12 protein-coding genes are annotated in these 12,157 nt (G+C 68.6%); 7 read left to right on the plus strand and 5 right to left on the minus strand.

Annotation, left to right across the window (positions count from 1 at the left end):
- Position 1: 1 nt before the first annotated feature.
- The 3 genes from paaB to paaZ are packed head-to-tail and all read right to left on the minus strand — an operon-like array spanning position 2 to position 3,254.
- Positions 2–286 (minus strand): 1,2-phenylacetyl-CoA epoxidase subunit PaaB, encoded by a 285-nt coding sequence (gene paaB / locus ACXIZN_RS24135; protein WP_007034026.1) that lies wholly within the window; start codon positions 284–286, stop codon positions 2–4.
- Positions 283–1,227 (minus strand): 1,2-phenylacetyl-CoA epoxidase subunit PaaA, encoded by a 945-nt coding sequence (gene paaA, locus ACXIZN_RS24140; RefSeq protein ID WP_457957024.1) that lies wholly within the window; start codon positions 1,225–1,227, stop codon positions 283–285. The genes paaB and paaA overlap by 4 nt, the downstream gene beginning before the upstream one ends.
- A complete protein-coding gene (gene paaZ, locus ACXIZN_RS24145; RefSeq protein ID WP_457957025.1) occupies positions 1,224–3,254 on the minus strand; it encodes a phenylacetic acid degradation bifunctional protein PaaZ in 2,031 nt (676 codons plus the stop codon). Before paaZ ends, paaA begins: the two co-directional genes overlap by 4 nt.
- Before the next feature lie 203 nt (positions 3,255–3,457).
- On the opposite strand from paaZ, the gene paaI reads away from it, so the two are divergent.
- The 3 genes from paaI to ACXIZN_RS24160 are packed head-to-tail and all read left to right on the plus strand — an operon-like array spanning position 3,458 to position 5,720.
- A complete protein-coding gene (paaI, locus tag ACXIZN_RS24150; protein ID WP_185927413.1) occupies positions 3,458–3,847 on the plus strand; it encodes a hydroxyphenylacetyl-CoA thioesterase PaaI in 390 nt (129 codons plus the stop codon).
- Positions 3,844–5,130 (plus strand): phenylacetate--CoA ligase PaaK, encoded by a 1,287-nt coding sequence (paaK, locus tag ACXIZN_RS24155; protein ID WP_457957026.1) that lies wholly within the window; start codon positions 3,844–3,846, stop codon positions 5,128–5,130. The genes paaI and paaK overlap by 4 nt, the downstream gene beginning before the upstream one ends.
- Positions 5,127–5,720, plus strand: a complete 594-nt coding sequence (locus tag ACXIZN_RS24160; protein WP_126737382.1) for a TetR/AcrR family transcriptional regulator — start codon at positions 5,127–5,129, stop codon at positions 5,718–5,720. The genes paaK and ACXIZN_RS24160 overlap by 4 nt, the downstream gene beginning before the upstream one ends.
- A gap of 93 nt (positions 5,721–5,813) precedes the next feature.
- On the opposite strand, the gene ACXIZN_RS24165 is transcribed toward ACXIZN_RS24160, so the two are convergent.
- On the minus strand, positions 5,814–6,080 hold the full coding sequence (locus ACXIZN_RS24165) for a hypothetical protein (protein WP_457957027.1): 267 nt from the start codon (positions 6,078–6,080) through the stop codon (positions 5,814–5,816).
- Positions 6,081–6,205: 125 nt separating this feature from the next.
- Here ACXIZN_RS24165 and ACXIZN_RS24170 point away from each other — a divergent pair, with 125 nt between their 5' ends.
- Positions 6,206–6,871, plus strand: coding sequence for a TetR/AcrR family transcriptional regulator (locus ACXIZN_RS24170; protein WP_457957028.1), 666 nt, complete (start codon positions 6,206–6,208; stop codon positions 6,869–6,871).
- On the opposite strand, the gene ACXIZN_RS24175 is transcribed toward ACXIZN_RS24170, so the two are convergent.
- The gene (locus ACXIZN_RS24175; RefSeq protein WP_457957029.1) at positions 6,798–7,826 is read right to left on the minus strand and encodes an AraC family transcriptional regulator; all 1,029 of its coding nucleotides are present in this window, start codon (positions 7,824–7,826) and stop codon (positions 6,798–6,800) included. The two genes, ACXIZN_RS24170 and ACXIZN_RS24175, sit on opposite strands and share 74 nt — an antisense overlap.
- Before the next feature lie 78 nt (positions 7,827–7,904).
- Between ACXIZN_RS24175 and ACXIZN_RS24180 the strand changes: the two genes are divergently transcribed.
- From ACXIZN_RS24180 to ACXIZN_RS24190, 3 genes are all read left to right on the plus strand, one after another.
- On the plus strand, positions 7,905–9,020 hold the full coding sequence (locus ACXIZN_RS24180; protein ID WP_457957030.1) for a winged helix DNA-binding domain-containing protein: 1,116 nt from the start codon (positions 7,905–7,907) through the stop codon (positions 9,018–9,020).
- Between the two features lie 47 nt (positions 9,021–9,067).
- Complete coding sequence (locus ACXIZN_RS24185; RefSeq protein ID WP_457960589.1) at positions 9,068–10,525, plus strand: flavin-containing monooxygenase; 1,458 nt, start codon at positions 9,068–9,070, stop codon at positions 10,523–10,525.
- Positions 10,522–12,157, plus strand: a 1,636-nt coding sequence (locus tag ACXIZN_RS24190) for a GMC oxidoreductase (protein WP_457957031.1), incomplete at its 3' end; no start/stop codon positions are given. The genes ACXIZN_RS24185 and ACXIZN_RS24190, both read left to right, overlap by 4 nt.

Below are 12,157 nucleotides of genomic sequence, written 5' to 3' on the forward strand. Positions count from 1 at the left end.
GTCACATGTGGGGAACGTTGTCGGGGATTTCGTAGAACGTCGGGTGCCGGTACACCTTGTCGCCGCTGGGCGCGAAGAACGGGTCCTTCTCGTCCGGCGAGGACGCCGTGATGTCCGAAGCCCGCACGACCCAGATCGACACGCCCTCGTTGCGACGGGTGTACAGATCCCGCGCGTGGTGCAGCGCCATGTCGTCGTCCGCCGCGTGCAGCGAACCCACGTGCACGTGGTTCAGCCCGCGCTTGCCCCGGACGAACACCTCGTACAACGGCCAGTCGTGTTTCATGCCGAGGCACCTTTCTTCGCGGCGTGCGCGGCGGCGGCTTCCCGCACCCACGCGCCGTCTTCCTGGGCCCGCCGCCGGTGCGCGATGCGCTGGGCGTTGCAGGGGCCGTTGCCCTTCAACACGTTCTTGAACTCGTCCCAGTCGACGGCGCCGAAGTCGTAGTGCCCGCGTTCGGCGTTCCACTTCAGGTCCGGGTCGGGGAAGGTGACGCCCAGCGCCTCGGCCTGCGGAATGGACATGTCGACAAAGCGCTGGCGCAGTTCGTCGTTGGTGTGCCGTTTGACCTTCCACGCCATCGACTGGGCGGTGTTCGGCGAATCCGCGTCCGGCGGACCGAACATCATCAGCGACGGCCACCACCAGCGGTTCACCGCCTCCTGCACCATTTCGCGCTGCTTTTCGGTGCCGCGCATCATCGTCATCAGCAGCTCGTAGCCCTGCCGCTGGTGGAAGGACTCCTCCTTGCAGATGCGGATCATGGCGCGCGCGTACGGCCCGTACGAGCTGCGGCACAAGGGAACCTGGTTGCAGATGGCCGCGCCGTCGACCAGCCAGCCGATCACGCCGACGTCGGCGAAGGTCAGCGTCGGGTAGTTGAAGATCGACGAGTACTTCTGCTTGCCGTTGATCAACTTGTCGGTCAAATCCGCGCGGTCGGCGCCGAGCGTGGCGGCCGCGGAGTACAGGTACAGCCCGTGCCCGGCCTCGTCCTGCACCTTCGCGAGCAGGATCGCCTTGCGGCGCAAGGAAGGCGCGCGGGTGATCCAGTTGCCTTCCGGTTGCATGCCGATGATCTCCGAATGCGCGTGCTGCGCGATCTGGCGGATCATCGTCTTGCGGTAGCCCTCGGGCACCCAGTCGCGCGGCTCGATGCGCTGGTCGCGCTCGATGGTGGCCTCGAAATGCCGTTCGAGGTCCTCCTCGGGCAATGTCGCGGTCATGACTGCTCCTTCGCCACCAGGGTCAGCACGTCGTACTTGGCGACCGAATCACCGTCGGCGTTGGTGACGTCGGCGTCCCAGCGGACCTCGCCGTACTCCTGGTCGATCCGCGGGGTGATCTGCTTGGCGGTCAAGGTCACGGTCAGCGAGTCGCCGACCTTGACCGGGGTGAGGAACCGCAGGTTCTCCAGGCCGTAGTTGGCCAGCACCGGGCCGGGTTCCGGCGAGACGAACAGGCCCGCCGCGAAGGACACCACGAGGTACCCGTGCGCCACGATCCCGCCGAACAGCGGGTTCGCCGCCGCGGCCTCGGGATCGGTGTGGGCGTAGAAGGTGTCGCCGGTGAACTCGGCGAAGTGGTCGACGTCCTCCTGGGTGACGGTGCGCGGGCCGGCGACGACGGAGTCGCCGATCTTCAGCTCCGCCAACGACTTCCGGAAGGGGTGGACGTCGCCTTCGGTACGCGGCGCGCCCGCGACCCAGCGGCCGGTGACCGTGCTCAGGGCGGCGGGCGAACCCTGGACCGCCGTGCGCTGCATATGGTGAAGCACGCCGCGGACGCCGCCCATCTCCTCGCCGCCGCCGGCGCGGCCGGGGCCACCGTGCACCAGCTGCGGCATCGGCGAACCGTGACCGGTGGACTCCTTGGCGTCTTCGGCGTCGAGCACCAGCAGGCGGCCGTGGTACGGCGCGACGCCGAGGACGACCTCGCGCACGAACTCCTTGTCGGCGGAAACGACGGAACCCACGAGGCTGCCGCCGCCGCGCGCGGCGAGCTCGATGACCTGTTCGGTGGAGGTGTACGGCAGCAACGTCGACACCGGGCCGAACGCCTCGACCTCGTGCGGCTCGGACCGCTCCGGGTCGGCCTTCAGCAGTACGGGTGAGATGAACGCGCCGCGCTCGGCGTCCGCCCCGACGACCTCGACCTGCTCCGGATCGCCGAAGACGACCGTGCCGGCGTCCAGCAGCGCCTTGAGCGACCGCCGGACCTCCTCACGCTGCTCCAGGCTGGCCAGGGCGCCCATGCGGACACCTTCGGCGGTGGGGTTTCCGACGGTGGTCTTCGCCAGCCGCGCGCTCGCGGCCTCGGCGACGTCGTCCAGCAGGTCGGCGGGTACGAAGGCGCGGCGGATGGCGGTGCACTTCTGGCCGGCCTTGACCGTCATCTCGGTGGTCAGCTGCTTGACGTAGAGGTCGAACTCGGTGGTGCCGGGTTTGGCGTCCGGGCCGAGGATCGACAGGTTCAGCGAGTCGGCCTCGGCGTTGAACCGGACGGAGTTGCGCACGATCGCCGGGTGCGCGCGCAGCTTCTGCGCCGTCGACGCCGAACCGGTGAAGGAGACGAGGTCCTGCGCGGTGACGTGGTCGAGCAGGTCGCCGACGCTGCCCGCGACGAACTGGAGCGTGCCCTCGGGCAGGATGCCGGAGTCGATGATGATCTCGACCAGGCGCGCGGTCAGGTACGCGGTCTGGCTGGCGGGCTTGATCAGGCTCGGCACACCGGCGAGGAACGCGGGGGCGAACTTCTCCAGCGGGCCCCAGACGGGGAAGTTGAACGCGTTGATCTGGACGGCGACCCCGCGCAGCGGGACGGCGATGTGCTGGGCGACGAAGGTGCCGCCCTTGCTCAGCTGCTCGACGTTGCCGTCGACGTAGACGGTGTCGTTCGGCAGTTCGCGCTTGCCCTTGCTGGAGTAGGCGAACAAGACGCCGATGCCGCCGTCGATGTCGACCATCGAGTCGGTCTTGGTCGCGCCGGTGCGCGCCGAGAGCGCGTACAGCTCCTCGCGGTGTTCGCGCAGGTGAGAGGCCAGCGCCTTCAGCAGCGCGGCACGCTGGTGGAAGGTCAGCTCGCGCAGCGCGGGGCCGCCGACGCGGCGCCCGTAGTCCAGCGCGGCGGCGAAGTCGATGCCCTCGGACGAGACCCGGGCGACCTCTTCGCCGGTGGAGGCGTCGTGCAGCGGTACTCCGTCGTTGTCCGCCGTGTGCCATCCGCCGGAGACGTAGCTGCGCAGCAATGCCATGGGGCCGAACCCTTCGATGGTGGGATTAACAGACCGTCCGTTCAGTAATTCACTGTAGCTCGCGTCCGGGGTCTTGCAAACCCCCGGACGGCGGCGGATCCTTGACATCCACCCGGAAGCGCGCCTTTACTTGCGGCACCCTTTAACAACCGTCCATTCGGTCAGTAACCAGGGGGTCTGGCTTGACCAACGCCGCGCACACGATGTTCGCCGACGACCAGGCGTCGAAGGCGCTCGGCATCGAGCTGGTCGAGGCCGCCGAAGGGCACGCCGTCGCCACCATGCGGATCACCGAAACGATGGTCAACGGCCACGACATCGCCCACGGCGGCTACGTCTTCCTGCTGGCCGACACGACGTTCGCCTGCGCCTGCAACAGCCACGGGCCGGTGACGGTCGCGTCCGGCGCGGAGATCTCGTTCGTCGCGGCAGGCAAACTCGGCGACCACCTCATCGCCACCGCCACCGAGCGGACCCGCTACGGCCGCAACGGCATCTACGACGTCACCGTGCACCGGGAGACCCCCGACGGGCCGGAGGTCGTCGCCGAATTCCGCGGCCGCAGCCGCACCATCCAGAAAGCATCACGATGACCGCCTTCAGCGACGAAGCCGAGAACCTGACCATCGACGAACTCCAGGCGCTGCAACTGAAGCGCCTCCAGTGGACGCTGCGGCACGCCTACGAGAACGTGCCGTTCTACAAACGGAAGTTCGACGAGTCGGGCGTTCACCCGGACGACTGCAAGGCGCTGGAAGACCTCGCGAAGTTCCCGTTCACCACGAAACAGGACTTGCGCGACAACTACCCGTTCGGCATGTTCGCCGTGCCGGAAGCGCAGGTCAGCCGCATCCACGCGTCGAGCGGGACCACCGGGAAACCGACCGTCGTCGGCTACACGTCCGAAGACATCGACACCTGGGCGACGGTGATGGCGCGCTCGATCCGCGCCGCGGGCGGGCGGCCGGGCGACAAGGTCCACGTCGCCTACGGATACGGCCTGTTCACCGGCGGGCTCGGCGCGCATTACGGCGCCGAAAAGCTCGGCTGCACGGTGATCCCGGCGTCCGGTGGCATGACCGCGCGCCAGGTGCAGATCATCACCGATTTCAAACCCGAGATCATCATGGTCACCCCGTCGTACATGCTGACGTTGCTGGACGAGTTCGAACGGCAGGGCATCGACCCGCTGACGAGTTCGCTCAAGGTCGGCATCTTCGGCGCCGAACCGTGGACCGAGCAGATGCGCGCGGAGATCGAGGAACGCGTCGGCATCGACGCCGTCGACATCTACGGCCTGTCCGAGGTGATGGGCCCCGGCGTCGCGCAGGAATGCGTCGAGACCAAGGACGGGCTGCACATCTGGGAGGACCACTTCTTCCCCGAGGTGATCGACCCGTTCACCGAAAAGCCCACCGACGCCGAGGGTGAGCTGCTGTTCACCTCGCTCACCAAACAGGCGCTGCCGATCATCCGGTACCGCACGCGCGACCTGACCCGCCTGCTGCCGGGCACCGCGCGGCCGGCGTACCGGCGGATGGAGAAGGTGACCGGGCGCAGCGATGACATGATCATCCTGCGTGGCGTCAACGTCTTCCCCACGCAGATCGAGGAAGTCGTGCTGGTGACCCCCGCGCTCGCGCCGCATTTCCAGCTGATCCGGTCGACGAAGGGCCGGATGGACCACCTGACGGTGCGGGTCGAAGCGCGTCCGGACGCGTCCACCGAGCAGCGCGCCGAAGCCGCCGCCCGGCTGATCGCCGGCGTCAAGGACGGGGTCGGCGTGAGCGTCGGCGTCGAGGTCGTCGACCCGGACACGCTGGAACGCTCGCTGGGCAAGATGCGCCGCGTACTCGACGAACGGGACCGCGGTTGAGCACCCCCGCCCGCCGGGGACGCCCCGGCTACGACCTCGAGTCGCTGCTGCAGGTCGCGGTCAAGCTGTTCAACGAACGCGGCTACGACGGCACCAGCATGGAGGACCTCTCCCGCAAGCTCGGCATCACGAAATCCGCGATCTACCACCACGTGCCGAGCAAGGAGGAGCTGCTGCGGCTCGCCGTCGACCGCGCGCTGAACGGCCTGTTCGCCGTCGCCGCCGAGACGGAATCCTTCGAGGGCAAGGCGATCGAGAAGCTGGAGCATCTGGTGCGGGGCAGTGTCCTCGTGCTGGTCGAGCAGCTGCCGTTCGTGACCCTGCTGCTGCGGGTGCGCGGCAACACCAAGATCGAACGGGCGGCGCTGGCGCGGCGGCGCGAGTTCGACCGGCTCGTCACGGAACTGGTGAAACAGGCCGAGACCGAGGGCGACGTGCGGCCCGACATCGATCCCGCGGTCACCGCGCGGCTGCTGTACGGCATGGTGAACTCGCTGATCGAGTGGTACCGGCCGCGCCGCGGTTCGGCCGGAACCGAACTGGCGGACGCCGTCTGCAAGATCGCCTTCGACGGCCTGCGGACCCAATAGCCGTAACTCGCGTGCTTGAAGGCGTAACTCACGTGATTGAAGCCGGATCGCCTTCAAGCACGCGAGTTACGGCTCTGATCACGCGAGTTACGCCTACTCCCCCGCGGCCTTCGGCGGCTGTCGCGCCTGCCAGATCAGCGCGTCGCGCAGCTGCTGGATGAGCTGTTCGTCGTCGGCCTCCGACGGATCGACCCCGAGCGGGATCCAGCGTTCGCCGACCTCGGCGCCGTTCTCGAAACTGGTGATCACGATCCCCGCGTAGGAGACGCATTCGTCCTGGACGCGGACGTCACGATGCTGCAGCCGCACACTGACCCACCGTCCGGTACGGCGAACCGGATCGCGTTCGGCACTGGCCATTCGTCCCTACCCATGACACCCGGTCCCCCCGCCCCCAACGTCGCCGTACGGGCCTCGGGGGTTACCGGCGGGTTGTTCCGAATGAGTAACGGCAGGCGGTCACGTGAAACGGTTACGCTCGGCCCATGAGCACCGATCCGGAGAACCGGCGGCGCCGCCTCGAACCGGCCGCCCGGCGCGCCGAGATCCTGACCGCGGCCCGGCGGCTGTTCGGCGCGGGCACCTACGCCTCGGTTTCGACCTCGGACATCGCGAAGGCCGCCGGGGTGGCCAGGCCGCTGATCAACCACTACTTCGGCGGCAAACGGGAGCTGTACCTGGAAGTCGTCCGGCAGATGATGATCGTCCCGGCGCCGGTGATCGAGAACCTGCCCGACACGAGCGCCGAAGAGCGGCTCGCGATCAGCGTCCGGCACTGGATCGAGGTCGTCGAGCGCAACGAGCAGGCGTGGCTGACCGCGATCGGCTCCGAGGCGGTGGGCCGCGATCCCGAGATCGAGCGGATCATGCTGGAGGCCGACGAGATCGCCGCCGATCGCGTGCTCGCGGCCGCGTTGATGAGCGAGGTCACCGAGGGTCGCGAAGAGCTTCGCGCGATGATCCGTTCGTACGGCGGGATGCTGCGCGCGGCGTCACGCGAATGGCTGATCCGCGGCACGCTCGGTCGCGACGAGCTGCGGGTCTTCCTCACCGAATCGATCCTGCATCTGCTGCGCGTCACCTACCCGGCCGTGCTCGCAACGCGTTCCGCCGGGCATAAGCCGCCGGCGTCATCCCCTTCCAGCGTTTGAAGGCGTAGATGAAGCTCGACGCTTCGGCGTAACCCAGCCGCAGCGCGACGTCCTCCACGCTGAGCGCCCCGGTGTCGAGCATTTCCTCCGCCAAGGCCTGGCGGACCTCGTCGAGCAGCGTGCGGTAGCCGGTCCCGGCCTCGAACAGCCGCCTTCGCAGCGTGCGCGGGCTGAGCGCGAGCTGCCGCGCGACCTCGTCCATCCCGGCGTCGACGCCGCCGAGCCGCACCAGCCGTTCGCGGACCTGCTGCGCGATCCCGGAGCGCGCCCGTTTCCGCGACACCAGCAGATCGCATTGCGCGGCGCAGACCGCGACCGTCTGGTCGTTGGCCTGCGGCAACGGTTTGTCGAGGAAGAGCGGATCCAGGGTGGCGAGATGCGACGGGGTGGAGAACGACGGCGTCAGCCCGAAGGTCCGCGTGTATTCGTCCACAGTGGAGGGCTTCTCGTGCCGGAAGGCCAAGGAGCGCAGGGAGATGTCCGGCAGGATGTCGCGCATGACGGTGTGGATGGCGCCGAGGTCGCGCAGCACCAGGAAGCGGGCGACGTCGCCCGGCACGCGGCTGTCGTCCATGGCCAGCGCGAGCCGCCCCGCCTCGACGGTCACGTGCGGGATGCAGAAGGTGAAACTCAGGTCGAGATAGCGCAGGGCGAAGCGCATCGCGTCCCCCAGCGTCGGGCTGCTGATGCACGCGAAGCCGAAGATGCCGAACGCGCTGACCCGGTACCGCCTGCTCAGCCGCAGCGCGACGTCGTCCCCGCCGCCGAGCCCGCGGACCAGCGCCCGGACCACCGCGAGCTCCTGCCGCGCGTCGACCTGACCGTCCACGGGGGCGTGCTCGTAGGACTCCAACCCGGTGACGCCGTTCTCGGCGGCGAAGCGGGCCATGAGCACGATGCTCGCCGTGCCGCGCGGGTAGTCCCAGTCCCGGATCACCGGCGGCGGTAGTTCCATGGCCGGGATTATGGATCCCGGCAACGCTCGGCGCATTGAGGACCGTAACTGTCCTTGATCCCGATTAGGGTGAGCGGCATGTCCGACACGTTGAGCAGGCGCGCGCTGAACCGCGCCATGCTGGACCGGCAGCTGCTGCTCCGGCGTTCGAAGATGACCGCGCTCGAAGCGGTCGAGCACCTGGCCGGTTTGCAGGCACAGGCCCCGAACCCGCCGTACTTCGCGCTGTGGACCAGGCTGCACGGGTTCCGCCAGGAAGAGCTGGCGAACCTCCTGCTCGACAAGAGCGTCGTACGGATCGCGCTCATGCGCGGCACGGTGCACCTGGTCACGCCTTCGGACGCACTCGCGTGGCGCCCCATCGTCCAACCGCTCTACGACCGCTCGGTGCTCGGCAACACCCAGCACGGCCCGGACATCAAGGGCCTCGACCATCAGGAGATCGCTCGCACCGCCGGCAAGCTGCTGGGCGAACGGCCACTTTCGGCGGCAGGCCTCGGCGCGGAACTCGCGAAGCAGTGGGAGGGCGTGGCGCCGTCGTCGCTGGTGCACGTCGCGCGGGCGCTGCTGCCGCTGGTGCAGATCCCGCCGCGCGGCGTCTGGGGCAAGTCCGGGCAGCCGACGTATCAGACCACCGGGGACTGGCTGGGCGCCGAGCCGGATTCGGCACCGTCCCCGGACGCGATGTTCCTGCGCTATCTGGCCGCCTTCGGGCCAGCCAGCGTGCAGGACGCGCAGGCATGGGCCGGCATCACGAAGCTCGGCGAGGTCGCCGAGCGGTTGCGGCCGCGGCTGCGGACGTTCCGTGACGAGAACGGCCGCGAGCTCTTCGACCTGCCCGAAGCCCCTCGCCCCGACCCGGACACGCCCGCACCCGCCCGGCTGCTGGGCCCGTTCGATCAGACCGTCCTGTCCTACGCCGACCGCACACGGGTGATCAGCGACGAGTACCGCAAGGTCGTCATCACGCAGAACGGCCTGGTCAAGGGCACGATTCTGGTCGGCGGGTTCGTGAAGGGGTTCTGGGAGATCAAAGTCGTGAAGAAGGCGGCGTCGGTGGTGATCACGCCGTTCGAGCGCGTCCCGAAGCGAGATCTGGACGCTCTCGAAAGCTCCGCCCACCGGCTCCTGGCCTGGGCCCACCCGACGGCCGAAAGCCATTCGGTGAAGATCGTGGCCGGAAATCTCGATTGAATGGCCGCTCGTGTACTTCCTAGCGGGGTGACCGCTGGGTAACTTCGATCGGCATGACGAGCGTGCTGATCGTAGGGACGGGCTTCGGCGGGGTCGGGACGGCGATCGAGCTCAAGCGTGCCGGGTTCGACGACTTCACCATCCTGGAGAGCGCCGGCGAACCGGGCGGCGTCTGGCGGGAGAACACCTACCCAGGCGCGGGCTGCGACATCCCGTCGCCGCTGTACTCGTTCTCCTACGAGCCCAATCCCGACTGGCCGAAGCGGTTCTCGCTGCAACCGGACATCCACGCCTACCTCAAGCGGGTGGTGCGCCGCTACGGGCTCGAACCGCACATCCGGTTCGGCACCCGCGTCACCGCCGCGGCATTCGACGAGGAGCGCGGGCTCTGGCGGGTGGAGACCGCGGGCGGCGAGACGTTCGAGGCCAACGTCTTCGTGCCCGCCGTCGGCCAGCTTTCGCGCCCGGTCCAGCCGGACATCCCCGGCCAGGAGACCTTCGAGGGCGCCAGTTTCCACTCCGCGCACTGGGATCACGACGTCGATCTCCGCGGCAAGAAGGTCGCGGTGATCGGCACCGGCGCGAGCGCGATCCAGTTCGTGCCCGAGCTCCAGCGCCAGGCGGGCGAACTGACGGTCTTCCAGCGCACCGCGCCGTACATCATGGCCAAACGGGACACGAGTTACCGGCCCTGGCAGCAGCGGCTGTTCCGGCATCTCCCGGCCACCCAGCTGCTCGGCAGGCTGCGGATCTTCCTCCTCGCCGAGTACGCGACCTACGCGATGACCCGGCATCCGTTGCTCGCCAAGGTCTTCGAGCTGCGGACGGCCCAGCTTCGCCGCCGTCACATCAAGGACCGGACGCTGCGCGAGAAACTCACCCCGGACTATCCGCTGGGCTGCAAGCGGATCCTGTTCACCAACGAGTACCTGCCCGCGCTGGCGCAGCACAACGTCGCCGTGGAAACCCGGCACATCAGCGCGATCACGCCGTCCGGCGTACTCACCGAAGACGGCGTCGAACACGAAGCCGACGTCATCGTCTACGGAACGGGCTTCGCGGCGACCGACTTCCTCGGTGAACTCGAGATCGAGGGGCTCGGCGGGCGGGCGCTGTCCGACGCGTGGAAGGGCGGGGCTCGGGCGTACCTCGGCATGACCGTGCCGGGTTTCCCGAACCTGTTCTGCGTCTACGGACCCAACACGAACCTCGGCGCGGGCTCCATCATCTACATGATCGAACGCCAGGCCCGCTACATCCGACAGGCCGTCGAGCACCTCGCCAAACCCGAAGTGTCCTATATGGACGTCGTGCCGGAGGTCGAGCAGGCCTACGACGAGGAGATTCAGCGACGCCTCGGGCGCAGTGTCTGGACCTCCTGCGCCAGCTGGTACCGCCAGGAGAACGGCCGGGTGAGCACGAACTGGCCGGGCCTGGTCACCGAGTACGACCGGCGGACGAAGAAGCTCGACCTCGGCGACTACCGCACGGCGGGCGCGCGATGAACTACGACGTGCTGGTGATCGGCTCCGGTTTCGGCGGCAGCGTCACCGCGCTGCGGCTCACCGAGAAGGGGTACCGCGTCGGTGTGCTGGAGACCGGCCGCCGGTTCGCCGACGACGAGTTCGCGAAGACGTCGTGGCGGCTGCGGAAGTACCTGTGGGCCCCGAAACTGGGCTGCTACGGCATCCAGCGGCTCACGTTGCTGAAGAACACCTTCGTGCTGAGCGGCGCCGGCGTCGGCGGCGGGTCGCTCGTCTACGCGAACACGCTCTACGAACCCCCGGACACCTTCTACCAGGATCCGCAGTGGGCGCACATCACCGACTGGAAGGCCGAGCTCGCCCCGCATTACGACCAGGCGAAACGGATGCTCGGCGTGGTGGAGAACCCGCTGGTCACCCCGGCCGACCGCGTGCTGCGCGAGGTCGCCGAGGACATGGGCATCGCGGACACCTACCGGCCGACACCGGTCGGCGTGCATTTCGGCGAGCGCGACGTCGACCCGTTCTTCGGCGGCGAGGGCCCGCTGCGCAAACCGTGCACCCACTGCGGCGAGTGCATGACCGGCTGCCGGGTCGGCGCGAAGAACACGACCGTCAAGAACTATCTGTACCTGGCGGAGAAAGCGGGCGCGGAGGTCCATCCGCTGACGACCGCCGTGTCGGTCCGGCCGATCAACGGCGGCTACGCGATCGACACCGTCCGGACGGGACGGTGGTTCCGCAAACGCGAGCGGACCTTCACCGCCTCCGAAGTCGTGTTCGCCGCCGCTTCCCTCGGCACGCAACAGCTTCTGCATTCCTTGAAGGACTCGGGAACGCTGCCGAAGCTGTCGCCGCGCCTGGGTCTGCTCGCCAGGACGAACTCCGAGGCCGTGCTCGCCGCGCGTTCCCTGCGCACGGACACCGACTTCACCCGCGGTGTCGCGATCACGTCGTCGATCCATCCCGACGCCGTCACGCACGTCGAACCGGTGCGCTACGGCAAGGGCAGCAACTTCATGGGCCTGCTGACGACGGTGCTCGTCGACGCCGAGCCGGGCAAACGCCGATGGGTGCTAGGCGCGAAGGAACTGTGGCGGAACCGGCGGCAGCTGGTGCGGCTGCACAACCCGCGACGGTGGTCGGAGCGGATGGTCGGGCTGCTGGTGATGCAGACGCTGAACAATTCCGTGACCACGTACACGAAACGGGGGCTCTTCGGCCGCCGGATGACCACGAAACAGGGCATCGGCGAGCCGAACCCGGAATGGATCCCGGCCGGGCACGAGGTCACGCGGCGGGTAGCGGACAAGATCGGCGGGCTGGCGCAGGGCGCGTGGACGGATCTGGCGAACATCCCGATCACCGGCCATTTCATCGGCGGCTGCGCGATCGGCGACAGCGCCGAGACCGGCGTCGTCGACGCGTACCAGCGTGTGCACGGCTATCCCGGGCTGCACATCGCGGACGGCTCGGCGATCTCGGCGAACCTCGGGGTGAACCCGTCGCTGACCATCACCGCGCAGGCGGAACGCGCGATGTCGTTGTGGCCCAACAAGGGCGAGGCCGACCCGCGGCCGCCGCTCGGCTCCCCCTACCGGCGCCTGTCCCCTGTCGCCCCGCTCAAACCCGTCGTGCCCCCACACGCCCCGG

The sequence above is a fragment of the Amycolatopsis sp. TRM77291 genome (assembly GCF_054166285.1).